General features: G+C 71.6%; 17 protein-coding genes and 1 pseudogene. 6 read left to right on the top strand and 12 right to left on the bottom strand.

Annotated elements, in window-relative coordinates:
• Positions 1–29: 29 nt before the first annotated feature.
• Both mprF and RDV84_RS02635 read right to left on the bottom strand, forming a co-directional pair.
• Positions 30–2,609 (bottom strand): annotated as a pseudogene (gene mprF, locus RDV84_RS02640) (bifunctional lysylphosphatidylglycerol flippase/synthetase MprF); the annotation flags it as partial.
• 120 nt (positions 2,610–2,729) lie between these two features.
• Complete coding sequence (locus tag RDV84_RS02635) at positions 2,730–3,695, bottom strand: LysR family transcriptional regulator (protein ID WP_309152359.1); 966 nt, start codon at positions 3,693–3,695, stop codon at positions 2,730–2,732.
• 101 nt (positions 3,696–3,796) lie between these two features.
• Between RDV84_RS02635 and RDV84_RS02630 the strand changes: the two genes are divergently transcribed.
• On the top strand, positions 3,797–4,807 hold the full coding sequence (locus RDV84_RS02630; RefSeq protein ID WP_309152358.1) for a zinc-dependent alcohol dehydrogenase family protein: 1,011 nt from the start codon (positions 3,797–3,799) through the stop codon (positions 4,805–4,807).
• 133 nt (positions 4,808–4,940) lie between these two features.
• Here RDV84_RS02630 and RDV84_RS25795 read toward each other — a convergent pair whose 3' ends face one another.
• The 5 genes from RDV84_RS25795 to RDV84_RS02610 form a co-directional block, all read right to left on the bottom strand.
• Positions 4,941–5,069 (bottom strand): DUF6053 domain-containing protein, encoded by a 129-nt coding sequence (locus RDV84_RS25795; protein ID WP_425606318.1) that lies wholly within the window; start codon positions 5,067–5,069, stop codon positions 4,941–4,943.
• An 18-nt stretch (positions 5,070–5,087) separates the two neighbouring features.
• The gene (locus RDV84_RS02625) at positions 5,088–6,800 is read right to left on the bottom strand and encodes an endonuclease (RefSeq protein WP_309153672.1); all 1,713 of its coding nucleotides are present in this window, start codon (positions 6,798–6,800) and stop codon (positions 5,088–5,090) included.
• A gap of 327 nt (positions 6,801–7,127) precedes the next feature.
• Entirely contained in the window at positions 7,128–7,538 is a 411-nt protein-coding gene (locus tag RDV84_RS02620; RefSeq protein ID WP_057946293.1) for a helix-turn-helix transcriptional regulator, read from the bottom strand.
• 504 nt (positions 7,539–8,042) lie between these two features.
• Positions 8,043–8,414: a cupin domain-containing protein gene (locus RDV84_RS02615; protein ID WP_057946294.1), complete on the bottom strand. Its 372-nt coding sequence runs from the start codon at positions 8,412–8,414 to the stop codon at positions 8,043–8,045.
• Between the two features lie 172 nt (positions 8,415–8,586).
• Complete coding sequence (locus RDV84_RS02610; protein ID WP_309152357.1) at positions 8,587–8,865, bottom strand: hypothetical protein; 279 nt, start codon at positions 8,863–8,865, stop codon at positions 8,587–8,589.
• A 176-nt stretch (positions 8,866–9,041) separates the two neighbouring features.
• Here RDV84_RS02610 and RDV84_RS02605 point away from each other — a divergent pair, with 176 nt between their 5' ends.
• From RDV84_RS02605 to groL, 3 genes are all read left to right on the top strand, one after another.
• Complete coding sequence (locus RDV84_RS02605) at positions 9,042–9,854, top strand: AraC family transcriptional regulator (protein WP_309152356.1); 813 nt, start codon at positions 9,042–9,044, stop codon at positions 9,852–9,854.
• 389 nt (positions 9,855–10,243) lie between these two features.
• Complete coding sequence (locus tag RDV84_RS02600; RefSeq protein ID WP_057946296.1) at positions 10,244–10,531, top strand: co-chaperone GroES; 288 nt, start codon at positions 10,244–10,246, stop codon at positions 10,529–10,531.
• A gap of 120 nt (positions 10,532–10,651) precedes the next feature.
• Positions 10,652–12,292, top strand: a complete 1,641-nt coding sequence (gene groL, locus RDV84_RS02595; protein ID WP_078998496.1) for a chaperonin GroEL — start codon at positions 10,652–10,654, stop codon at positions 12,290–12,292.
• A 96-nt stretch (positions 12,293–12,388) separates the two neighbouring features.
• On the opposite strand, the gene RDV84_RS02590 is transcribed toward groL, so the two are convergent.
• The gene (locus RDV84_RS02590) at positions 12,389–12,751 is read right to left on the bottom strand and encodes a hypothetical protein (protein WP_078998498.1); all 363 of its coding nucleotides are present in this window, start codon (positions 12,749–12,751) and stop codon (positions 12,389–12,391) included.
• 151 nt (positions 12,752–12,902) lie between these two features.
• Here RDV84_RS02590 and RDV84_RS02585 point away from each other — a divergent pair, with 151 nt between their 5' ends.
• A complete protein-coding gene (locus RDV84_RS02585; protein WP_309152355.1) occupies positions 12,903–15,011 on the top strand; it encodes an esterase/lipase family protein in 2,109 nt (702 codons plus the stop codon).
• Positions 15,012–15,035: 24 nt separating this feature from the next.
• Here RDV84_RS02585 and RDV84_RS02580 read toward each other — a convergent pair whose 3' ends face one another.
• From RDV84_RS02580 to RDV84_RS02570, 3 genes are all read right to left on the bottom strand, one after another.
• Positions 15,036–15,401, bottom strand: a complete 366-nt coding sequence (locus RDV84_RS02580) for a hypothetical protein (protein ID WP_309152354.1) — start codon at positions 15,399–15,401, stop codon at positions 15,036–15,038.
• A gap of 23 nt (positions 15,402–15,424) precedes the next feature.
• Entirely contained in the window at positions 15,425–15,910 is a 486-nt protein-coding gene (locus RDV84_RS02575) for a hypothetical protein (protein ID WP_309152353.1), read from the bottom strand.
• Between the two features lie 291 nt (positions 15,911–16,201).
• The gene (locus RDV84_RS02570; RefSeq protein ID WP_309152352.1) at positions 16,202–18,160 is read right to left on the bottom strand and encodes a multicopper oxidase family protein; all 1,959 of its coding nucleotides are present in this window, start codon (positions 18,158–18,160) and stop codon (positions 16,202–16,204) included.
• Between the two features lie 1,264 nt (positions 18,161–19,424).
• On the opposite strand from RDV84_RS02570, the gene glnE reads away from it, so the two are divergent.
• The gene (glnE, locus tag RDV84_RS02565; RefSeq protein WP_309152351.1) at positions 19,425–22,256 is read left to right on the top strand and encodes a bifunctional [glutamate--ammonia ligase]-adenylyl-L-tyrosine phosphorylase/[glutamate--ammonia-ligase] adenylyltransferase; all 2,832 of its coding nucleotides are present in this window, start codon (positions 19,425–19,427) and stop codon (positions 22,254–22,256) included.
• Positions 22,257–22,421: 165 nt separating this feature from the next.
• On the opposite strand, the gene RDV84_RS02560 is transcribed toward glnE, so the two are convergent.
• Positions 22,422–23,348 (bottom strand): mitochondrial fission ELM1 family protein, encoded by a 927-nt coding sequence (locus RDV84_RS02560; RefSeq protein WP_309152350.1) that lies wholly within the window; start codon positions 23,346–23,348, stop codon positions 22,422–22,424.
• Between the last annotated feature and the right edge of the window lie 26 nt (positions 23,349–23,374).

The following is a 23,374-nucleotide window of genomic DNA, read 5'->3' as shown; positions in this document are numbered from 1 at the left end:
AAACGCGCGACGTGGCGCTCGCCTTCGTCGTGGCGGCGCGGGTCCAGCGAGATCAGCCGGGTGACGTCGAGCAGCGCCGCCGGCAGGTGCATGCCGCCGGGCGCGGCGAGGTAGCGGGTGCGCCAGACCGGATCGAACTTGGCCTTGAACCGGCGCAGGCCGACGAAGCCGTAGAAGCGCTCGCCGTGGCGCGCGATGAGGTTGGCGAAGCGGTTCCAGCGTCCGGCCAGGCGATGCTGGGCCAGCCCCGACAGCGGCGCCATGCCCAGCGAGAAACGCTCGAAGCCTTGCTCGCGGCCCCACAGCAGCAATTCGGCGAACATGAAATCCATGCTGCCCTTGGGCGCGTCGGCCGCGTGCCGCATCAGGTCGATCGACAGCTCGCGGCCGTTGGTCGCGTTCCACACGTTGGCGAAAGCGACGATGCGGCCCTCGTGCTCGACCAGCGCCACCGGCAGGCGCTCCAGGTAGGCGTTGTCGAAACTGCCCAGCGAGAAGCCTTTTTCCTCGCCTGACTTGAACTCGAGCCAGTCGTCGGAGATCTCCTCCAGCGTCGCCAGCAGCGGCGCCACCTGCTCGGCCGGGACGATGCGGAAGCTCAGGCCCGAGCGCTTGCCGCGGTTCCAGGCCTGGCGCAGGTCGGCGCGGTTGGCGCCTTGCAGGCTGAAGTCGGCCAGCGGCACCAGCGCTTCCTCGCCGAGCTTGACCAGGGTCAGGCCGAGGTCGAGATAGGTTTGCCAGTGCTGTTCGCCGACCTGGTAGAACACCGGCCGCACGCCCATCCGGTCGGCCTCTTCGCGAAAGCGCCAGATGAGTTCGCGCGCGACTTCCGGCGGGCCGACCGGGTCGCCCATCGAGATCAGCGAACCGCCGTAGCGCTGCATCATCGCCAGCCCGCGTTGTTGCGGGTCCAGCAGCAGCGCCTTGTCGCCGGTCAGCGCCAGATGCGCCTGGCTGTCCTCGGCCTGGGCCAGGATCGGCCGGATCAGCGCGAGCTGGGCTTCGTCGGCCGCCGGCAGCGCGGTGCGCGCGGCGTGCAGCAGGCGCGCCAGGCCGAACGCGATCACCGCCACGCTGACCAGCAGCATCGCCCGCAGCGCGCGCGGGGCGTTGCCGGAGACCAGGAATTCCCACCACAGCTCGTTGCGGTATTCGACGTGGCTGTAGGCGAAGAACAGCAGCCAGATCGCCGCGACCAGCACCAGCCCGAGGTTGCGCAGCCAGCGCCACGACCAAGCCTCGTCGAGCAGCGCGCCCTGGCGGTAGAACTCGCGCCGCGCCGCCCACAGCGCCAGCGCCACCAGCGGCGGCGCCAGCGCCAGCAGCCAGTGGCCGCCGCGCAGCCAAGACGGCAGCGGCAGCAGGATGCACACGCCCAGCGCCAGCGCCCACGCCGCGTGGCTGCGCCGCTGCAGGCCCTGGCCGATCAGCAGCAGGCCGACGCCGCCGAGGCTGGCGAGCAGTTGCGAGGTCTCGATCAACGGCAGCGGCGCATGGGCGAGGCGGTGCTGCGGCTTGGGCAGGGTGCCGTCGAGGATCAGCGCGGCGCCGAGCACGAACGCGGCCAGCGCGATCACGTGCGGCAACCACGGCCGCACCGCCAGCCACGCGGTGCGCAGCGCGCCGGCGCTCTGCGCGACCGGCCCGCGCGCGGAGGCGACCAGGCCGAGGATCGTCGCCAGCACCAGCGGCGCGGCGTAGTAGGTGATGCGGTAGGCCAGCGCCGCGGCCAGCAGGCTGGCCGGCGCCACGCTCGGCAGCAGCTTGAGCAGGCTCCATTCGAACACGCCGATGCCGGCCGGCACGCTCGACACCAAGCCGGCCAGCACCGCCACCAGATACAGGCCGACGAAACCGACGAAGCCGGTGCCCGATTCGGGCGGGATCGACGGCGCCAGCAGCACGTACAGCGCGCCGCCGGCCAGGGCCAGTTCGACCACGCTCAACGCGGTGACGCTGAGCACGGTGCGGCGGTCGGGCAGCCACAGCGCGTGTTCGCGAAAACGCAGGGTGCGGCCGTCGCGGCCGACCGCGAGCAGCAGGCCGAGGAAGGCCAGCGCGATCGCGGCGCCGGCGACGCGGATCGCGTTCGCGCTCAGCGGCAGCAACAGCGCCGCCGGCGCGGGTTCGAGCATCAGCGCGCAGGCCAGCAGCACCCAGGCACCGAACACGAAGCCGAGCGTGCTCATCAGCACCACCTGGCCGATGTCGGCCAGCGACAAGCCGGCCGCGCCGTAACCGCGCAGGCGCACCGCGCCGCCGGTCAGCGCGGCGAAGCCGAGGGTGTGGCCGACCGCGTTGGCGAGGAACGCGGTGAGGATCAGCCGCACCGGTTTCACCTTGGCCGCGTTGCGGCGCAGGCCGATGGCGTCGAATCCCACCAGGCAGGCGTAGCTGGCGAGGCCGAGCAGAAACGCCGAGGCGATACGAACAGCATCGAGCTGCCGGAACGCGTCCTTGATCGCCCGCACCCCATGCCCGCTGAATTCCCCCGCCAGCGCATGCAGCGCCAGGGCCAGGATCGCCAGGCTGGCGAGCATCGGCAGGGCGCGGCGCCAGTGCGAGGGCGCGGTGGCGGCAGGGGACGTGGCGGCGGTCTGGGAACTCATGCGGCGGGGCGGGCGGGGGGCGGTAAAGCTTTCAGCAAACCGCGCTAAAACGGAATGAGGAGGCGGGGCGGGTTCGTATCGACAGGTAACGGCCGGCAGGCCGTGGGCGCGGGGCCGCGCTCAAACCGCGGGCGCCGGGCCGGCGGCGCCGGCGTCGGCGCGGGCCGCGCCGTCCAGCAGCCGGTCCCACACCGCCGGCGCGCCGACGATGCTTTCGAGGAAGGCCACGAAGGCCTCGACCTTGCGCGGCCGGTACTCGCGCCCCGGATACACCGCGTGGATGCCGATCGGCAACAGGCTCCAGTCCGGCAGCACTTCCACCAGCCGGCCCGCGGCCAGCTCCTGCGCCACCGCGAACGTCGCGGTCTGCAGGATGCCTTCGCCGCGCAGCGCCGCATCCACCAGCGGCGCGCCGTAGTTCGCGCGCAGCCGGCCGCGCACCGGGATCCGCAGCGGCTCGCCGCGGCCGTGGAATTCCCAGCTGGCGTTGCCGCGGAACAGGGTGTAGTGCAGGCAGTCGTGCTCGCTCAGCTGGGCCGGCGCGGTCGGCATCCCGCGCCGGGCCAGGTACTGCGGCGCGGCGACCAGGATGCGCCGGGTCTGGGCGATGCGCCGCGCGATCAGGCGCGAATCGGCCAGCGCGCCGATCCGGATCGCGCAGTCGAAGCCTTCGCCGATCAAATCGACGAAGCGGTCGTCGAACTGCACGTCCAGCTCGATCCCCGGATGCCGGGCGAGGAATTCGCCCAGGTGCGGCATCACGTACAGGCGGCCGAAGTTCATCGGCAGCGACACCCGCAACTCGCCGCGCGGCTGCGCGGCGCGGTCGCGGGCGCGCTCGCCGGCGGCGAGGATCTGCGCCAGCGCCGGCGCCACTTCGGCGTGATAGTCGCGGCCGGCCTCGGTCAGGCTCAGCCGGCGGGTCGAGCGGTTGAGCAGCTTGACCCCGAGCCGCGCCTCCAGCGCATTGAGCCGGCGGGTGATCGCGCCCGGGGTCAGTTCGAGCTGGCGCGCGGCGGCGGTGAAGCTGCCGTGGCGCAGAACCGCGTCGAAGGCTTCGAGCTCGGAGTACAGGCCGGCGGACATTATTGAGATCGGCTCAATGATCAGTTGTCGCGCCGATCCTATATCGGCGGGGACGGCAACAATAGCCTGTGCGTCCCGACCCCATCCCTGCGGAGCCCGTCATGGACGCCTTCCAACTGCACGGCACCACCCTCGATTCCCTGCGCCGGGTCGAACAGCCCGAACCGCGGCCCGGCCCGGGCCAGGTGCGTGTCCGCGTCGCCGCCGCCTCGGTCAACTACCGCGACTACGCCCTCGCCACCGGCCGCTACCAGGCCGACCTGCCGCGCCCGTTCGTGCCGCTGTCCGACGGCGTCGGCCGCATCGACGCGCTCGGCGCCGGCGTCGCCGGCTGGACGGTCGGCGAGCGGGTCCTGGGCCACTACACCACCGCCTGGCTGGACGGACCGTTCCGCTCGGCCAACCACCTCAGCAAGCTCGGCGGCCCGCTCGACGGCTGGCTGGCGCGCTGGATCGTGCTGCCGGCCGACGCGATCGCGCGGGTGCCGGCCGCGCTCGACGACGCGTCCGCCGCGACCCTGCCGGTGTCGGGCCTGACCGCGTGGAGCGCGCTGCGCACGCTCGAACTCGCGCCCGGCGCCAGCGTGCTGGTGCAGGGCAGCGGCAGCGTCTCGCTGATGGCGCTGCAACTGGCCGCGGCGCGCGGGCTGGACGTGATCGCCACCAGCGGCGACGCGGCCAAGGCGCAGCGGCTGCGCGAACTCGGTGCGCGCGCGGTGATCGATTACCGCAACACGCCCGACCTCGCCGCGGCGGTGCGCGGCCTCACCGGCGGCCGCGGCGTCGACGGCATCGTCGACGTGGTCGGCGGGCCGCAGTTCCTGAACCTGTTGAACGCAGCGGCCGACAACGCGCACATCGCGGTGATCGGCTTCCTCGACAGCATGAACGTGGACGGCAACCTGATCGGGCCGATCATGGCGCGCCAGCTCAACATCCACGGCGTCAGCGTCGGCAGCCTGCGCGACTTGCGCGCGTTCCTCGACGAAGTGGACGCGCGCGGCATCGCGCCGGCGGTCGGCGAGCGCTTCGCGTTCGAGCGCGGCGCCGAAGCGATCGCCTCGATCGCCGACCGGCGCGGCTTCGGCAAGCCGGTGGTGCTGTTCGATTGAGCGGCGGCGCGGCCGCGGCTTCGGCTGTTGTAGGAGGGCCTTCAGGCCCGATGCCTTCCGCTTCTGTGGGAGGGCCTTTGGGCCCGATGCTCTTCGCTTTTGTGGGAGGGCCTTCAGGCCCGATGCTTTTGTTTCAGGTCGCGGCGACCTGAGCGACGAGCATCGGGCCTGAAGGCCCTCCCACAGAAAGCGGGCCCGCATCGAAGCCAAGATTTCCGCAGCCCCGAAAAAGCGAAGGCCCGCATCGCGCGGGCCTTCGCATGCAGCGGTTACGACGCGATCACGGAATCAGCTGGCAGCTCGCCGGCTTGGTCGAGGTGAACAGCGCCGAAGTCGCCCACTCGGGATGATCGACGAACGGGTTGCGGTTGCCCTGGAAGCTGAAGATCACTTCGTTGCGCGCCTTCTCCGCCGCATCCGGCGGATCGGCCTGGTGCCACTGCAGCAGGGTGCTGAGCAGGCCCATGTAGGCCGGCGAGGACGAGGTGACGACGATCTTGCTGCGGTCGTCGGTCAGCTCCAGGTCCGGTTCGCCCTGCCCGGTGTTGGGATCGTTGCCGCCTTCGTAGCGGATCGCCATGTACAGCACCGCGCGGGCGATGTCGCCCTTGCGCGGGCTCCACACCTCGAACGAACCGCCGTTGCCGTCGGGCGTCTTGAACCAGTTGGAGTTGCCCGGGTACACGCCGCTGCCGCCGCCGGTGCCGTTGTTGACCTCGGTGACGCGCTCGCCGCAGCCGCTGGTCTTGGAGCAGTTCGCCAGCGGCTTGTTGCCGCGGTCGGCGTTGTAGGCCGAGTCGGTCAGGTACAGCATGTGGGTGTCGGTGTACGGCGCGTTCGGCAGGCCCTTGTTGCCGGTGGTCGAGCCGAAGCCCAGCGAGTTCGGCCAGGTGTGCTCGCGGTTGTAGCGCAGGCCGCTGCCGCTGCCGGCACGCTCGGTGACCTTGACGTAGCTGCGGTTGCGGTACGCGTCGAGGATGCGGCCGGAGTTGTTGGGATCCTCGTCGGCGATCTCCAGGATGGTCCAGGTGTTGGTGGTGCCGCCGCTGTACGGATAGACCGTGTGGCCCTTGATCGTGGCGTGCAGCGAGCAGCGCAGCTGGCTCGGGCTGGAGGTGTTGACGTGCTGGTAATAGCCGGTCGGCGTGCCGCCGCCGCTGGCGACGGTGAAGTTCACCACCGTGTTCGCGGCCGGGTTGGCGCCGCCGCCGTCGGTCACCTTGCTCGCCACCACGGTGAAGGTGCAGGCCTCGCCCGCGTGCAGCGCGGTGCCGGTGGAGGCGGTCACGGCGGTGCCGCTGGACGGATAGGCCAGCGTCACCGCGCCGGTGGTCGCGCACTGCAGGGTCAGCGCGCCGGCGGCCAGGCTCACCGCTTCGCTGAAGTTGACCGACAGGTCGCCCGCGGCCGGGAAGTTGGTCGCGCCCGCGGTCGGCACGGTCGAGGTCACGCTCGGCGGGGTGTTGGGCTGGGTGCCGGCGAAGGTCTGGCCGCTGTTGCAGGCGCCGAAGGTCTGCGTCGCCGAGGCGCGCCAGCCGAAGTTGGCGTAGGCGCTGCCGTTGCCGCCGAGCTGCAGCGAGGTGCCGGCGGCGGTGGAGCCGGATTCGGACACCGGCAGGTTGACGCTGGTCTTGCCCTTGGCCGGGCCGTCGGCGGCGGTGATCTGGCCTTCGTAGCTCAGGAACTGGACCACGTTGCCGGCGCCGTCGACCAGCGCCATGCCGTCGTTGGGACCGTTCTGCAGGCCGTTGGTCGGGTAGGTCAGGGTGGCGATGCGCGCGCTGCCGCCGCAGGTCACCGCGCTGCCGGCCGGCACCAGGTCGTTGTCGTACATCGTCGCCGCGCCCGGAGTGGCGCCGTTGTAGAGCACGATGCGGTAGTCGCTGAGGGTCTCGCCGGCGGTGGCCACGACCTCGATGCGCTCGCCGACGTCGCCGGCGGCGGTGGCGTCGTCGTAGTGGAATTCGTTGATGAACACCGCCGCCGGCGCCATCGTCGGCAGCAGCGAGGCGATCGCGACGGACAGCAACCCGGCGCGGCGCGCAATGCGCGCGCGCGAGGAAGCGAGAGGACGACCAGCAACGGACTTGCGCATCAAACGGCTCCTTGTGATTGGCGTCGCGCGCGCGGCCGCGGGCAGGTGCGGCCGGGCGGATCGGGGAAGTTCGGCGCCCTCCCCAGGGCGCGCGCCTGCGAGTCTAGTCGGGGTTTGTGACAGCGCCCGAGGAGGGCGGTCACATCCGCACGAAAAAATCGCGACCGGGTTCGCGCAATCGCGCATCCGGCTGCGAACTGCGGCACATCCCGCGGCCGCCGGCGGTCACGTCCCGCCGCGCGCCTTGCCCAGCGCGCGGCTGCGGCCGGTGCGCGACTGCGCCAGTTGCTCGGCGATCTCCACCAGCGGCACCCGCGCCCGCGCCGGCGCTTCGCGGAACGCCGCGAGCAGGCGCAGTTCCAGCGCGTCCTCGACCAACAGCGCGTCGGCGGCGGCGACCGAGTCCATCGCGGTGTCCTGCGACAGGTTCATGCGGCCGCGGCCGGTGGCCAGCCATTCGAACTGCACGCCGGTGGCCAGCGCGACTTCGCGCAGGTGGGTAACGCTGGGAAACTTGCCCTGGGCCGACTCCCAGTGTCCGACCGCGCTGCGTTGCACCCCGACCGCGGTGCCCAGGGCGGCCTGGGACAGGCCGGCGTGGCGGCGGGCCAGGCGGATGCGCTGCTGTGGCGTCATGTGACCTCCTGCGCAAAATTTCAGGGGTTTTTCCGCACTTGCTACCACTGTTCACCGGGTGAGCGATAGACGCCGCAGCCTGTGCGCTTTCGTTGTCGTCGTGCGTAAGGCGGTTCAATCTTTACAAGCGCTTGGCGGATAGAACAAGTGTTCGAGCTACCGAAAGTAGCGCGTTCCGCGGGGCCGACGGGTGGCAAGCGCAAAAAGGAGCCCGGAAGATGGCCCCACGCTGATACGGACGTCGGCTTACGACACGACGTCGGTTCGGGGGAAAGGGCGCAGGATCGCCATGCTCAGGACAGCCATCTCCGCACCAAAGAGCGCGTTCCACGGGACGCGCTCTTTCTTTTTGGGCGTTGGTTGGATGCATGGCGGCGGAGCGGAAAGCGTCGGGCCTGAAGGCCCTCCCACAAAAGCTATCCCACAAGCGCGGCAGTAGCGATGCACTAGCTGCTGTGGGAGGGCCTTCAGGCCCGACGCTTTCCGCTCCGCCGCGACACTGCCTCACTCCACCGGCCGCAACTGCTCGGCCAGCGAACGGGTCTTGTCGGTGACCTCTTCGCCGGTGTGCTGGGTGCTCTTGCGCTCGATCAACAGCAGGTGGCATTCCTCGTCGGCCACCGGGTTGTGGCGCACGCCCTTGGGCACCACGAACAGCTCGCCTTCGCCGAGCTCGACCGTGCGCGACTCCATCTCGATCCGCAGCCGGCCTTTGAGCACGTAGAACAACTCGTCCTCGTCGGCGTGGCTGTGCCAGGCCAAGGTGCCGTGCACGCGCGCGACCTTGACGTAGGCGTCGTCGACTTCGGCCACCACCCGCGGCGACCACAGTTCGGCGAGCGAGGCGGCGATGCGGGCGGGCGAGGCGATCGACATGGCGGGACCTGGCGGGGGGCGGGGTCGCGACAGTGTAGGCGCTTGCGCGACGGAAGCGCGGGACTTGCGCGCTGGCCGCAATGACGCGGATGCAGGCGCTGCGCAGGCTGCTACCTCGCGGCGGCGGGTTTGCGTCGTATGTGCGGTGTCGCGGTCGCGGCTCGCGCCGCTCCTACAGGGGCTTCGGCGGCAGCGCGGCCAAGTGTGCGCGGACCCAGTCGCGTACGCCGGCGTCGCGGATTTCCAGCACGTCGAACAAGCCCAGCGCGCGCAGCGCCGGCAGCAGTTCGCGGGTGTCGCGCTCGGCCTGCGCGCGCGCTTCGGCGCCGGCGGCCGGGTCGGCGAGCACGCGCGCGTTGGCGAGGAACGCGGCGACCGAGCCCTTGCGGGCGAGGACGTCGCCGAGGCGGACTTCGTTCTGCTGGTCGGGAAGGACATCTTCGGCGCGCATAGGGACTCCTTGGGATGGAAAGGTCTGAAAGTAAGGCCGAACAAAACTGCGGTAATCCGACGTCCGGAGGCCGCCGCCGAGGAGTCGGGCGGGTCGGCCGGATCGGTGCGTCCATGCTGGGCCGCGCGCGCCGGCTCTGCTACGTTGCCCCGGCCATCCGCTATCGCGTTCCGGCCATGTCCGATCCCCTGCTCGCGCGCGAACGCCTGGACGCCGCCGATGCGCCGTTCCTGCTCGCCGCGCGCCTGCGCGCGCCGGGCGTGCGCGAGACGCCCGAACATCGCCACGCGCGCGGCCAGTTGCTCGGCGCCGACCGCGGCCTGCTCAGCGTCGGCACCGGCCGCGGCCGCTGGCTGGTGCCGGCCAGCGACGCGGTCTGGGTGCCGCCGCACCAGCCGCATTCGTTGCGCTCGCACGGCGCGGCCTTCAGCGGCTGGAGCGTGTACGTGGCCGAAGCCGAATGCGCGGCGCTACCGGCGCAGCCGTGCGCGCTGGCGGTGTCGCCGCTGCTGCGCGAGGCGGTGGCGCGCGCGGCCGGCTGGCCGGCCGGCGCGCCGCTGGACCCGGCGCAGGCGCGGCTGGCGCGGGTGCTGATCGACGAGATCGCCCTGGCCGCCGGCGGCGAGGACGGCGGCCGGCTCGGCCTGCCGATGCCGCAGGACCCGCGCCTGCTGCGGGTCGCCCGCGCCTTGGCCGACGCGCCGGACGATCCGCGCGGCCTGGCCGCCTGGGCCGGCCTCGCGCACCTGTCCGAGCGCAGCCTGACCCGGCTTTTCGCCGCGCAGACCGGCTACAGCCTGCTGCAGTGGCGGCAGCGCGCCCGGCTGTTGCGGGCGCTGGAGCGGCTGGCCGCCGGCGAGGCGGTCACCGCGGTGGCGCTGGCCTGCGGCTACGACAGCGTCAGCGCGTTCACCGCGATGTTTCGCCGCCACCTGGGCGCAGCGCCGACCCGCTACCTGCAGGGGCGCGAGGACGCAACGGCGGACTGAGCCCGGCTGTTGTGGGAGGGCCTTCAGGCCCGACGCTTTTCGGTCCGGTCGGGCGATCTGGCACAAAAGCGTCGGGCCTGAAGGCCCTCCCACACAGCCCCGGGGTCTCAAGAGCCTTCCTGCAACCGCTCCGGGGCCTGAAGGCCTTCCTCAGCCGCTTCCGGCCCGAAGGCCCTCCCAGCGCCGCCGGCCGGCCCCGCGGACCGACCGCTGTCACCGTTCCGATGCAGGATTCGTCGCGCTCCCCCTTGAAAGCCGTTCGGGGCGCCCTATCTCCGGTCAGGTCCCGGTTCGCCGGGCGCTTTCGTCCCCGGCATTGGCACTCGCCTGGTACGACTGCTAAAATTCCCGTTCTTTACCCGCCAATTCAATTACTTACAGAGGTCGCCATGAATCTCAAGCCGCTCCACGACCGCGTTGTCGTCAAGCCGATCGAAGCCGATGAAGTCTCGGCCGGCGGGATCATCATCCCCGACGCCGCCAAGGAAAAGTCGACCAAGGGCGAAGTCGTCGCCGTCGGCCCGGGCAAGGCGCTCGACAACGGCAGCGTGCGCGCGCCGCAGCTGAAGGTCGGCGACAAGGTCATCTACGGCCAGTACGCCGGCAGCAGCTACAAGCAGGACGGCATCGAGTACAAGGTCCTGCGCGAAGACGACGTCCTGGCGATCGTGGGCTGAGAGCCGGCAACGGGGCATCGGGAAGCGTAGAGCGCTTGCGCCGACGTCCGATCCGCCCCTCCCGCCCGCCGCTCTCGCCATCCCCTAGTTCCTCATTCCCTATTCCCGGAGTTCGCAACAATGGCTGCCAAAGAAATTCGTTTCGGTGAAGACGCCCGCGCCAAGATGGTGCGCGGCGTCAACGTGCTCGCCAACGCCGTCAAGGCCACCCTCGGTCCGAAGGGCCGCAACGTCGTGCTCGAGAAGAGCTTCGGCGCGCCGACGATCACCAAGGACGGCGTGTCCGTCGCCAAGGAGATCGAGCTGGCCGACAAGTTCGAGAACATGGGCGCGCAGATGGTCAAGGAAGTCGCTTCCAAGACCTCCGACAACGCCGGCGACGGCACCACCACCGCGACCGTGCTGGCCCAGGCGCTGATTCGCGAAGGCATGAAGGCGGTCGCCGCCGGCATGAACCCGATGGACCTCAAGCGCGGCATCGACAAGGCCGTGACCGAGGCCGTGGTCGAGCTGAAGAAGCTGTCCAAGCCGTCCTCGACCTCGAAGGAAATCGCCCAGGTCGGCGCGATCTCGGCCAACTCCGACACCAACATCGGCGACCTCATCGCGCAGGCGATGGACAAGGTCGGCAAGGAAGGCGTCATCACCGTCGAAGACGGCTCGGGCCTGGAGAACGAGCTCGACGTGGTCGAGGGCATGCAGTTCGACCGCGGCTACCTGTCGCCGTACTTCATCAACAACCAGCAGTCGATGCAGGCCGAGCTGGACGATCCGTTCATCCTGCTGCACGACAAGAAGATCTCCAACGTGCGCGACCTGCTGCCGGTGCTGGAAGGCGTCGCCAAGGCCGGCAAGCCGCTGCTGATCGTCGCCGAGGAAGTCGAAGGCGAAGCGCTGGCGACCCTGGTCGTCAACACCATCCGCGGCATCGTCAAGGTCTGCGCGGTCAAGGCTCCGGGCTTCGGCGACCGCCGCAAGGCGATGCTGGAAGACATGGCCGTCCTGACCGGCGGCACCGTGATCTCCGAGGAAGTCGGCCTGCAGCTCGAGAAGGCGACCATCAAGGATCTGGGCCGCGCCAAGAAGATCCAGGTCTCGAAGGAAAACACCACCATCATCGACGGCGCGGGCGAGAGCTCGGGCATCGAGGCGCGCATCAAGCAGATCAAGGCGCAGATCGAAGAGACCTCTTCGGACTACGACCGCGAGAAGCTGCAGGAGCGCGTGGCCAAGCTCGCCGGCGGCGTCGCGGTGATCAAGGTCGGCGCCGCCACCGAAGTCGAGATGAAGGAAAAGAAGGCCCGCGTCGAAGACGCGCTGCACGCCACCCGCGCTGCCGTGGAAGAAGGCATCGTCCCGGGCGGCGGCGTCGCGCTGATCCGCGCCAAGGCCGCGATCGGCGGTCTGAAGGGCATCAACGAAGACCAGAACCACGGCATCGCCATCGCCCTGCGCGCGATGGAAGCGCCGCTGCGCGAGATCGTGACCAACGCCGGCGAAGAGCCGTCGGTCATCCTCAACAAGGTCATCGAAGGCAAGGGCGCCTACGGCTACAACGCCGCCACCGGCGAGTACGTCGACATGATCGAGGCCGGCATCCTGGATCCGACCAAGGTCACCCGCACCGCGCTGCAGAACGCCGCGTCGATCGCCGGTCTGATGATCACGACCGAAGCGATGGTCGCCGAGCTGCCGAAGAAGGAAGAGCCGGCGATGCCGGGCGGCGGCGGCATGGGCGGCATGGGCGGCATGGACTTCTGATCCGGCCGTTCGCCGTAGCGAACCGAAAAACCCCGCCGCGAGGCGGGGTTTTTTTATGCCTCGGGCCCGCGCCGCCGCGGCCGCGCCGCGCGCCGCTCAGGCTTGGCCGATCGAAAACGCCAGCGTGGTGCCGCGAACGCTGAAGACGGCGGTTTCGCCGTTGGGCGCGTAAGCCACGTCGGGACCGTTGCGGCGCACGCCGCCGACCGCGCCGACCCGCAGCCGCACCCGGTCGCCGACCTCGAGCGGCTGGCCGTGGAAGCGCAGTGCGCTCAGGTCGACGCGGCGGGTCTGGCCGGAGTGGAACGGGCCGACGCGATGGCTCTGGCTGATCGCGCGGCCGCCGTCGAGGCGCTGGACGACGAAGCGCAGGACGAAGGCGGCGTCGTTGCTGCAGTCGATGTGCTGCACGTGCGGGTCGGGCGCGCCGGATTCGGCGGAAAATTCGGATGGATGCATGCGGGCGCCTCGTGCGCGCGGGATCGAAGGATCGGGGAGTCGCGGCGGGCAGCGTCCCGGCCGACCCGCGCGGAGGCGCGCGGCGGGCCGGTATTTACGCCGGCTCGGCCGCGCTCGACAATGCCAACGGTATTCCCCCTGCGGATCGGACATGCGCGTTCTAGTCGGCTTGTTGGCGGGCCTGTTGCTGCTGGGCGGCAGCGGTTGCGCCGTGGTCAAGGTCAAGGAGCGCGCGTTCGGCGACATCGCCGCCGAGCGCAACGTCGATGCGCTCAGCGGCGGACGGCTCAGCATCGCCTCGTCCACCGCGCTCAATTCCGCCGGGCTCGATCCGGCCGCCTGCGCGCGCGATCCCGATCCGTGCATCGCGCAACTGCGTCCGCTGAGCTCGGCCGAGGAGTGGCTGGCGACGTCGGCCGAACTGCAGTTGCTACGCATGAACGCATTGCCGGCGACGGTGGAGCGCAGCGCCGAAGCCGGCGCGTTCAAGCGTTCGCGCCAGGCCGCGGCCGAGATCGCGCAGGTGCCGGCCGATGTCGCCGCCGCCGACCCGCGCACCCGCGCCGCGGTCGCCACCGCGCGCTACGCCTACGCTTATCTGTTCGCGACCGCGCGCACGCCGGAGCAGCGCGTGTTCGAGGCGCGCCAGCAGCAGGTGCTGCAGTACTACAACCGCGCGGTCGAGGCCATCGCCCAGGCCGCGTTCGCGGCCAGCGCCGGCAAGGCCGAGGCGGCGACGCTGGACGTCGGCGGGCTGGAACTCGGCGCGGTGCTGCACGGCTACGACCCGGCCGACATCCGCCAGGACCCGCAGGCGCTGCTGGCGTCGGACACGCTCGGCTTCGCCAACCTGCGCGCGGTGTACCGCCGCGACGGCTTCGGCACCGCGCTGGTCGCGGTGTTCCCGCCGCGCCACGGCGCCGATGCCGCGTCCGCGAGCGCCGAGTCGGCCGCGGCCGATTCCGAAAGCGCGGCGTCCGCGAACGCCGCCGCCGCGAACGCTACTTCGCCGGCCGCGTCGTACACGTTCGCGAACGCGCCGCGCCGGCGCCCGACCGCCGGCGTCCGCAACGACGCGCCCTACCGCGACACCCGCTACCTGCCGGTGACGGTGACCCTGCGCTTCGACGGCGAGGGCCTGGACGGCGTGCTCGCCAGCCGCCGCGCGCAGTTGGATGTGTACAACCCCTACCGCATCGACAGCGAGACCATCGCCGGGCGCAAGGTGCCGCTGGCGGCGAACTACTCGGCCGCGTACGGCATCTGGCTCGCGCGTTCGGAACTGGCGCGGCTGAGCCTGTCGAGCCTGCTGCGGCCCAAGCAGGCGCGCGCGTTCAAGCCGCGCGTCTACCTCAACCAGCCCTACGATCCCGACAAGCGCGTGATCGTGCTGATCCACGGCCTGGCCAGCAGTCCGGAGGCCTGGGTCAACCTCGCCAACGAACTGCTCGGCGACGAATCCCTGCGCCGCCGCTACCAGCTGTGGCAAGTGTTCTATCCGACCAACATCGACATGCTGTCCAATCGCGCGGCGATCGCATCGGCGCTGCAGCAGACCTTCCGCCACTACGACCCGCAGGGCGACGACGTCGCCAGCCACGACGCGGTGCTGGTCGGCCACAGCATGGGCGGGGTGATCGGGCGGCTGCTGCTCAGCGACAGCGGCGGCCACGTCGCCGACGCGATGCTCGAAGGCTTGGACCCGGCGCTGATCGCGCGCGTGCGCAAGGACCCGTTGCTGCGCCAGTTGACCGTGTTCCAGCCGATGCCGCAGTTCGGCCGCGCGGTGTTCATGGCCTCGCCGCAGCGCGGCGCGGTGGTCACCGACGGCTGGCCGCTGCGGATGGTGCGCAAGCTGATCCGGTTGCCGCTGGACGTGCTGCGCGAAACCGCCGAACTGATCCAGCGCTACGACGTCAGCGAATCCGACCTGGAGCGCATCGGCCTGCGCAAGGGCAAGCCGCCGACCGGGCCCGACGATCTCAGCCCGAACTCGCGCTTCATGCACGCGACCCGCGACCTGTCCATCGAACCGGGCCTGCCGTACCACGTCATCGTCGCCCAGCGCGACCCGAAACTGCCGCTGGCGCAGTCCGACGACGGCGTGGTGCCGTACCCCAGCGCGCACATGGACGGCGCGGTGTCGGAGAAGGCGATCGCGTCCGGCCACAGCGTGCAGGAGACGCCGCAGGCGATCGCCGAACTGCGGCGGATCCTGCACGAGGACGTCGCCACCTTCGAGAGCCGCGGCAAGCGTTGAGCGCCGCCGCCGCGGCGGCACCGCTCAGCGGTGCGCGGGCTGCGGCTGCGATGGGGTCTGGGTTTCGCTCTGCACCGGCGCGGGCGTCGGCGTTTCGCGCGGCAGCGCCGACGCCTGCCGGCTCGATTCCTCCACCGGCGTGCGCAGCGCGTCCTGCATCGCGACGCCGGCGCGGCGGTGGGCGGCGCTGCCGCCGGCATGGGCGTCGCTCTTGAGTTCGAAATGCCGCAGCTCGCGGCTGTCGGCCGCCGCGTTCAATTGCCGGGTCAGCGCCGGCGAACGGACGATCGCCGCCTCCAGGTTGCGCGCGGCTTCCGCGGTGACGCCCGGTTGGCGCGCGAACTCGTCCAGGCGTGCGCGCAACCCCGTTCCGATGGGTTCGGCGCTCATGCTGCCTCCTTGCGTCGCTGGCGTTATTCGACCGTGATCAGGCTGACGCACTCGTGCTCGTAGGCGTCGTCGGATTCGGCGCGGGTGTAAATGCGGATCCACAACTGCGGACGCTGGAAGCTCCAGCCCAGCGGCCGGTCGTGCTCGGCCGTCATCGGGCTGCGCTGGTAGCCCAAGCCTTCCAAGGTCTTCGCGTAGCGCTCGAAATCGGGAGTGCAGATCGCGCTGGCGTCGGCGTCCTCGCGCTTGCGCCGGTATTCGAAGCGCAATTGCGGGCGCTGCGAGCCGGCCGGCACCAGCAGTTCGAGCGAGTAACCCCAATCCGGCCCGAGCGAAGCGCCGGTGCGGGCGCTGTTTTCGGAGCGTCGCAGGCTCCAGCCGGTGTCGCGCTCGATCCGTTCCGCGCTGAGCTGCTCGCGCGCGCCCAGGTCGGCGAGCAGTTTCAACACGGTTTCGCCGACGGCTTCGGCGTCGGCCTTGTGGCCGGGAGATTCGTCGGAAGGATTCATCCTGGACTCCTTGACGGACACCTTGGCCGGACCGGCCGCGGCGCAGGCGCTCAACAACACGATGCTCAATGCGCAGGCCAGCGCCGGGGCGGTTCGGCCGGAAGCGGTACAGGCTGGGCGAAGGCGGAAAGGCATCCGGGGCGTCCTGCGTGCGTCGGCTCGGTATGGATCAAACCGCGGGCGCGGGCAAGCGGCGGCGCGAATCGCTGGATAAATCGTGGATTTTTCGCCCCGATCGGGCCCCGCGCCGGCCAGGCTCCGCGCGCGGCGGAGCCTGGCCGCACACCGCGGTCAATGGTGCGCGTTGGCCGGAATCCCGCCGCCCTTGCCGTCGGGCACCAGCATGCGCACGTTCTGCATCATGCCGCGGTCCTCGTGGTCGAGTATGTGGCAGTGCAGGACGTATTCGCCGATGTAGCGCTCGTAGCGGGTGCGGATCACCACGTTGTAGCCCTGCTTGACGAACAAGGTGTCCTTCCAGGTGCCGCGCAGGTTGGCGTACTGCGGGTCGGAGGCCTCGCCGCTCTGGCTGACGTCGTTGCCCTTGGGGTCGTAGATCGCCACCACCTGGAACGGATTGACGTGGATGTGGAAGGGATGGCCGCCGCGCTTGGAGGTCAGCGTCCATTCCTCGGTGCGGCCGAGCACCAGGTCGCGCGCCTGGGTCGGCGCGTAGGAGTTGCCGTCGACCTGGTACTGGTCGTCGTCGGTGATGTTGAAGAACAGCGATTGCTGGCCGTTCACTTCGTCCTTGGGGATGTCGCGATGCGGCACGAACGCGCTCAGGCGCAGGCCGTTGTCCAGATCGGCGAGCACCCGTTGCTGCACGTCGGCGGGCATGTTGCGCTGGGCCGAGGCGCCGAGCTGGCGCGCGATCAGGGCGCGCGTGCCGATCTGCTCGGCGAAGCCGCTGACTTCGGCGATGCCGAGCAACTGGCGGTCCTCGGCGGCCTGGGTGACGCTGGCGCTGGCCGGCGCGGCCGCGTCGATCACGCAGTAGCGGCCGGGCCGGGGGAACGCCACCAGCACGTCGCTGCGGTAGCCCGGCTGCAGCACGTTCTCGCGCTTCTCGATGATCTGCCCGTGGGTGAGGCCGTCGGCGGCGACTTCGAACTGGCTCAGCACCTCGCCGGTGCAGTTCTTGCCGACCCAGGTCTCCAGCGCGTCGCCGGCCAGCCCCACCGGCGAGGACGCGCGGCTGCGCAGTTCGCGCAGTTGCAGGTTGACGGTGTCGCGCACGCCGGCGTGCAGCAGCCGCCAGCGCTCCAGCCGCCCGGCCTGAAGGCCGGAGAAGGTCGGCAGGACCACGCCGTTGACGCTGGTGTAGCGCCCGGACTTCTGCCAGGTGCCGAAGCCGAACTGGTCTTCGTAGTTGTCGATCCGGCCGACGTCGCCCGGATCGCAGATCCAGCGGCCGTCGGCGGCGGTCTTGATCTTGCCCTCGCCGTTGCGGCAGGCGTAGGCGACCTGCTGGAACATCAGCAGGCGCTCGGGCATCGGCTGCTCCGCCGAGGCGTCGCGCAGCAGGGTGTCGAGATCGCCGTTGCGGGTCGGCGAGGGCAGGCGCTGGCCGCGCACCAGCAGCGCGCCGGCCATGCCGCTGGAGACCTGCAGCGCGGTCGAGCCGTGCAGGTGCGGGTGGTACCAGAACGTCCCGGCGGGATGGTCGGCCGGCAGGTTGTACTCGTACTCGAACGCCACGCCCGGGCGCAGGGTCAGCAGCACGTTGTCGCTGTTGCCGGTCGGGCTCACCCACAGGCCGTGCGAATGCAGGTTGGTGGAGTTGAAGCAGTGCGGCGTGTTGAGGCTGGGCTGGGCGCAGTCGGGTTCGGGCTTGAGGTCGTTCTTGAGCGCGATGCGCACGGTTTCGCCCGGCGCGGTGACCACGGTCGGCGCGACGAAGGGAATCGCCGGGTCGGTGCCGGGGCTCTTGTAGGAACGCAGTTCGACGGTGTCGTAGCGCGAGGTGCCCGGGTTCCAGATCTGCGAGGTGGTCGTGTCGACGACCAGTTCGAGCCGCGCCTCGCGCGTGTCCAGCGGCCGCGCGCCCTCGGCGGTGAGCAGCTTCTGCGCGGTTTGCGGCGCGTCGGTGGAGCGCTGCATGAGCGCCAGCACCGGCGGCGCGGCGGCGCGCTCGGCGCCGGCGTCCTGGGCCAGCGCCGCGCCGGGCGCGGCCAGGGCCAGGCACAGCGCCAGCGCGTTGCGCGGGCGCGCGATGGCGGGCGCGGATTTGGGAGCGGAAATGTCCATGCGGAACCCCTGTGGCATGAAGCGTGCCGTCGCGGCACGGTGGTGCCGGCGCGCGCGGCGCGAACGGGCGCGCCGCGCCGCGGCGGCGGCTCGGTGAATCGGATTGCGTGTCGTCCCCTGCGGCGCCGCGCGCCGCGGCGATCGCGGCGCGTGCGCAGCGCGGACCCTCGCGCGCGGGCGAGGGCCGCCCGATGCCGCGCGCCGCGCGCGATTCGCCGACCCAGCGCGAATCCGTTCGCGATGCGCGCGCTGCCGCGGCATCGAGTGCGGGCCGTCGCGTCGCGGCGGCCGTTCGCGCTCGCTTGATGAACGGTGAAAGCCGGTGCGGCAGGACAGCGCGATGGGCCGCTGCGCAGTCGGGTGCGAGGTCCGGGGTGGGCGTCGTTCGCGGCATGCGGCGGCATCGCGCGCGGGAGGAGGCGAGCGCTGTCGCCGATCGCGACGACAACGCGCGGCGCAGCGTTGCGCCGTGCGACCGACGCGCGCTGCGGTGCGCGAGCTAACGCGGCCATGCGTGTTCGCCGCTTGCGCTTTCGCTGCGAGGCCACGGGGCGTTCGCGACGCGCGCGGTCGTGGCGGGATGCTGCGCCGACGCGCGGCATTCCAATCCGGCATCCCGATGCAGAGGATCGCTGGCGCGAGCGCATCGGTCGGCTCGAACGCCCGCTCGCCGCGGGCGCGACCTACCCGAGCAAGCCGCGCCGGACAAGCCGAGCCGGGCAGGCACCGAGCGACACCCGAGCCGCGCGGCTGCGGCCTGGGGCACGAATCGCCTGCGACGAGCGCCACGGGCGGAATGCGGTTTAGCGCAAATCGCGCGGCCACTCCCTATTCAGGTTTCGGCGAACAGCGCGCGGCGGTTCGCCCGAGGTCTGATCGGGGTTTCACCTGTCATCGGTAACAAACCTTGCGCCGCAAGGTTTTCGCGTTGGCGGGCGGTTTTGCGCGAGAGCGTTTCAAATGAACCGGCAAGTTCTGTTTTGCAGTGCAGCGTGCAAAGCCCCTAACGGTTCCTTCACGATCAGCCCGCATCCCGACGTGGGGGAGGGAGCAAGCCCGCAACCGGTTCATCCGGAAGCGGGCTTTTTTATTGCCCGGCTTTTTTATCCGCAGCTTCGCGCGATCGGGCGCGCAGCGTCCACACGGGCGGGCCGGCGCGGTCGCCTCGCGTGCGCGCCGGACGAACGCGCGGCGGCTTCGGCGCACGCCCTGCGAAGAGGCTTCGATCCAAGGCCACCCGCGGCGCCATGCGATCATCCGGCGCATGCATGCTTCCGTCCCCGCCGCTCCCGTCGCCGACTTCTCCGCCCTGACCGAACGCGCGCTCGCGCGCCTGCGCAACGCCTCCGACGATGCGCGCGCCGCGCTCGAAGACCCGGCCTTGGCCGCGCGCGTGGCGCGCGTGGCGGTGGTCAGCGACTTCGCCATCGACACGCTCGCGCGCCAGCCCGCGCTGCTGCTCGCGCTGGCCGCCGACGACGGCGCCGCGCCGCTGCCGCCGCAGCTGGACGCCGAAGGTCGCGCCGATTGGGCCACGCGCCTGCGCCGCTACCGCGCCGCCGGTTCGACCCGGCTGATCTGGCGCGACGCGCTCGGCCTGGACGCGGTCGGCGACACCTTGCGCGGCAGCACCGAACTGGCCGAAACCTGCCTGCGCCTGGCCCACGACGCGCTCGAAGACGAGTTCGAGCGCCGCTACGGCGCGCTGCGCACGCCCGCCGGCGAACGCGTGCGGCTGGTGGTGTTCGGCCTGGGCAAGCTCGGCGGCGGCGAGCTCAATTTCAGTTCCGACGTCGATCTGGTCTACGCCTACGAGCACGATGGCAGCACCGAATTCGACGGCCGCGACCCGGCGCGCGCGCTCGACGCGGAGAGCTACTTCGCCAAGCTAGGCCAGCAGTTGGCGCGGCTGCTCGACGAACTCACCGCCGAAGGCTTCAGCCATCGCGTCGACCTGCGCCTGCGCCCGTACGGCAACGCCGGCCGGGTGGCGTGGTCGTTCGCGGCGATGGAGCAGTATTTCCAGCGCGAAGGCCGCGACTGGGAACGTTACGCCTGGCAGAAGGCGCGGCCGGTGGCCGGCGATCTCGACGCCGGCGAACGCTTCGTCGATGCGCTGCGGCCGTTCGTGTATCGGCGCTATCTCGATTTCGGCGCGCTCGACGGCCTGCGCGCGATGAAAGCGGCGATCAGCGCCGAGGTCGCGCGCAAAGAGCTGGCCGACGACATCAAGCGCGGGCCCGGCGGCATCCGCGAGATCGAGTTCCTGGTCCAGGCGCTGCAGCTGATCCGCGGCGGCCGCGAGGCCGAACTGCGCGGCCGCCGCCTGTTGCCGGCGCTGGACGCGCTGGTCGCGCAGCGCCAGATCGGCGAGGACGCCGGCGACGCGCTGGCCGACGATTACCGTTTCCTGCGCCGGCTGGAGAACCGCCTGCAGATGCTGCGCGACGCGCAGACTCATGCGTTGCCCGGCGGCGAGGCCGAGCGCGCGCGCATCGCCGCCGGCCTGGACTACGCCGACTGGGACGCGCTGCGCGCCGAGCTGGAGCGCCGCCGCGAACGCATCACCGCCGAATTCGACGCGCTGCTGGCGCCGCGCCGCCGCCGCGCCGCGCCCGACGCGCTGACCGCGTACTGGCGCGCGCTGCCGGAGGCCGGCGAGGCGCAGGCGCTGTTGGACGCGGGCTTCGACGCCGCCGGCGATGCCGACGCGGCGCTGCGCGATTTCGCCCGCAGCCCCGGCGTGCGCGGCCTGTCCGACGCGGCGCGCGCGCGCCTGGACCGGGTGCTGCCGGCGCTGCTCCAGGCCGCGGCGGCGTCGAGCCAGCCGATGCTCGCGCTCAAGCGCCTGCTCGCGTTGCTGCACAACGTGCTGCGCCGCAGCGCCTATCTGGCCTTGCTCGACGAACAGCCGGCGGCGCTGTCGCGATTGGTCGAAGTGGTCTCGCGCAGCGCGTTGCTGGCCGAGCGGCTGGCCTCGCATCCGTTGTTGCTGGACGAACTGCTCGATGCGCGCGTCGCCGGGCCGTTGCCGGACCGCGAGGAACTGCTCGCCGCCTGCGCCGGCTTCGATGCCAGCGGCGATGTCGAGGAAGCCTTGCAGGCGATCAACGAAACCCGCCAGGCGTTGAGCTTCCGCATCGCCATGGCCCTGCGCGACGGCCGCCAGTCGGCCGAGGACAGCGCGCGGCAACTGGCGTGGCTGGCCGACGCGGTGGTGGCGCAGGTGCTGGCGATGGCGCAGGCCGAAGTCGCCGCCGCGCACGGCCGGGTGCCCGGCGCGCGCTTCGCCGTGCTCGGTTACGGCAGCCTCGGCGGCGAGGAACTGGGCTTCGGTTCGGACCTGGATCTGGTGTTTTTGTACGAGGCGCCCGCGGTCGAGGGCGGCGCCGCGTCCGACGGTGCGCGCGCGCTCGACGCGCCGCGCTGGTTCGCGCGGCTGGCGCAGAAGATCGTCGCCCTGCTCGGCGCGGTGACCGCGGCCGGGCGTCTGTTCGACGTCGACGTGCGGCTGCGCCCGGACGGCGCCAAGGGCCTGCTGGTGTCGTCGCTGGCGAGCTTCAGCGAGTACCAGGACGAGCGCGCCTGGACCTGGGAACACCAGGCGCTGGTGCGCGCGCGCTTCATCGCCGGCGATGCCGGCCTGGGCGAGCGTTTCGAGCAAGTCCGCGCGCGCACCCTGACCCGCGCGCGCGACGGCGGCAAGCTGCGCGGCGACGTCGCCGCGATGCGCGCGCGCATGCGCGCCGAACTCGACCGCAGCGACGCGGCGTTCTTCGACCTTAAGCAGGGCGAGGGCGGGCTGGTCGACCTGGAATTCCTGTTGCAATACCTGGTGCTGCGCGACAGCGCGCGCGCGCCGGCGCTGCTGGCGCCGCGCGATACGCCGGGCTTGATCGAGGCGGCCGAACGCGCCGGTGCGCTGGAGGCGGACACCGCGGCGGGTTTGCGCGGCGCGCATCTGGCGCTGCTGGCGGCGGGGCTGGAATGCACTTTGGACCGGCGCCCGCGGCGGGTGGCGGAGACGGCCGGGATCGCGCAGGCGCGCGCGGCGATCGGCGCGGCGATGGTGCGGTTCGGGTTGCGCGAGGGGTGATCGGGCGGGCCGGGCGCGGCGATCGGAGCGGAACGCATCGGGACTGAAGTCCCTCCCACAGGAGCCGTCGCCGCCCTGCGCCGGCTCTTGTGGAACGGACTTCGGCTCTTGTGGGAGGGACTTCAGTCCCGACGCTCTTGTCTCAGGCCGCCGCGCCGCTCGCGATCACACGCCCAGCCGCGCCGTCACCATCGCCGCCACCCGCGCCGTCTCGCGCAGCGGCTCCACCGGAAACGGCCGCAAGTGCGGATCGAACGCATGCGCGCGGCGCAGGCCGATCAGGCTGTCGACGAAGCGCCGCGGCCGGCCTTCGACCCGGTCGATGCCGAACACGAACAACGGCGCGCGCGTGGCCGCGGCCTCGGACAGCATGTTGACCGAGTCGGCGGTGCAGACGATGCGGTCGGCCCAGCCGAGCAGGCCGGGGTAGGGGTTGGCGCCTTCGCCGGGTTCGTACCACGACACCTGCGGCAGCGACGCCAGCCGTTCGCGCAGGCGCGCGCGGATCTCCGCCGGGGTACGCCGCGAGGTCGTCGCCAGCAGGCTGCCGCCCTCGCGTTCGAGCTGGGCCTGCAGGCGCGAGGCCAGCGCGTCGAAGGCGGCGCGGTCGAAACGGGCGTGGGCGCTGGAGCCGCCCAGCAGCAGCGCGGTGCGCGGGCCGGGCAGTCGGCCGAAGGCGGGGAAGGTCTTGCGCGCGCCGGCCAGCCACAGGTCGTCGACCGGGTTGAGGCTGCCGAGCAGGGTGATCACGTTGGGGCCGCGCAGGCCGTCGTGCTCGGGCGCGATCACCAGGTCCCAGTGACCGGGCGGGATGCGCGGGTCGAGGATCTGCACCGCGCGCGCGCCGGTGTCGCGCATCAGCCGGGTCGCCAGCGCGGCCTGGCGGCCGCAGCCGATGACGAGTTCCGGGCGCTCGCCCCGCAAGGCCTGGGCGAAGTCCTCGCCGAAGGCGCGATCGGCGCCCGGCAGCCGTCGCGGCGAGGCCCAGCGCCACGGCGCCCGCGGTTGCAGCACCCAGGGCCGGGCCGGGCGCCCCAGGGCCAGGGCCAGGGCGGAGGCCTGGCGTTGGTTGCCGGCGAGGCCGTCGGTCAACAGCCAGGTTGCAGTAGTGGCGTCAT

Source organism: Lysobacter yananisis (assembly GCF_031199375.1).
Classification (GTDB): Bacteria; Pseudomonadota; Gammaproteobacteria; order Xanthomonadales; family Xanthomonadaceae; genus Lysobacter; species Lysobacter yananisis.
Note: the sequence above shows the minus strand (reverse complement) of the source record. Positions and strands in the feature narration are given on the sequence as shown.

Bases quoted from the DNA above. Each gene is read 5' to 3' on its own strand.
- glnE (WP_309152351.1), top strand. From the start codon at position 19,425: ATGCATGCTTCCGTCCCCGCCGCTCCCGTCGCCGACTTCTCCGCCCTG.
- RDV84_RS02575 (WP_309152353.1), bottom strand. From the start codon at position 15,910: ATGAATCCTTCCGACGAATCTCCCGGCCACAAGGCCGACGCCGAAGCC.
- groL (WP_078998496.1), top strand. From the start codon at position 10,652: ATGGCTGCCAAAGAAATTCGTTTCGGTGAAGACGCCCGCGCCAAGATG.
- RDV84_RS02570 (WP_309152352.1), bottom strand. From the start codon at position 18,160: ATGGACATTTCCGCTCCCAAATCCGCGCCCGCCATCGCGCGCCCGCGC.
- RDV84_RS02620 (WP_057946293.1), bottom strand. From the start codon at position 7,538: ATGACGCCACAGCAGCGCATCCGCCTGGCCCGCCGCCACGCCGGCCTG.
- RDV84_RS25795 (WP_425606318.1), bottom strand. From the start codon at position 5,069: ATGCGAAGGCCCGCGCGATGCGGGCCTTCGCTTTTTCGGGGCTGCGGA.
- RDV84_RS02610 (WP_309152357.1), bottom strand. From the start codon at position 8,865: ATGCGCGCCGAAGATGTCCTTCCCGACCAGCAGAACGAAGTCCGCCTC.
- RDV84_RS02580 (WP_309152354.1), bottom strand. From the start codon at position 15,401: ATGAGCGCCGAACCCATCGGAACGGGGTTGCGCGCACGCCTGGACGAG.
- RDV84_RS02605 (WP_309152356.1), top strand. From the start codon at position 9,042: ATGTCCGATCCCCTGCTCGCGCGCGAACGCCTGGACGCCGCCGATGCG.
- RDV84_RS02635 (WP_309152359.1), bottom strand. From the start codon at position 3,695: ATGTCCGCCGGCCTGTACTCCGAGCTCGAAGCCTTCGACGCGGTTCTG.
- RDV84_RS02615 (WP_057946294.1), bottom strand. From the start codon at position 8,414: ATGTCGATCGCCTCGCCCGCCCGCATCGCCGCCTCGCTCGCCGAACTG.
- RDV84_RS02630 (WP_309152358.1), top strand. From the start codon at position 3,797: ATGGACGCCTTCCAACTGCACGGCACCACCCTCGATTCCCTGCGCCGG.
- RDV84_RS02585 (WP_309152355.1), top strand. From the start codon at position 12,903: ATGCGCGTTCTAGTCGGCTTGTTGGCGGGCCTGTTGCTGCTGGGCGGC.
- RDV84_RS02590 (WP_078998498.1), bottom strand. From the start codon at position 12,751: ATGCATCCATCCGAATTTTCCGCCGAATCCGGCGCGCCCGACCCGCAC.
- RDV84_RS02600 (WP_057946296.1), top strand. From the start codon at position 10,244: ATGAATCTCAAGCCGCTCCACGACCGCGTTGTCGTCAAGCCGATCGAA.
- RDV84_RS02625 (WP_309153672.1), bottom strand. From the start codon at position 6,800: ATGGCGCCGGCGGCGGTGTTCATCAACGAATTCCACTACGACGACGCC.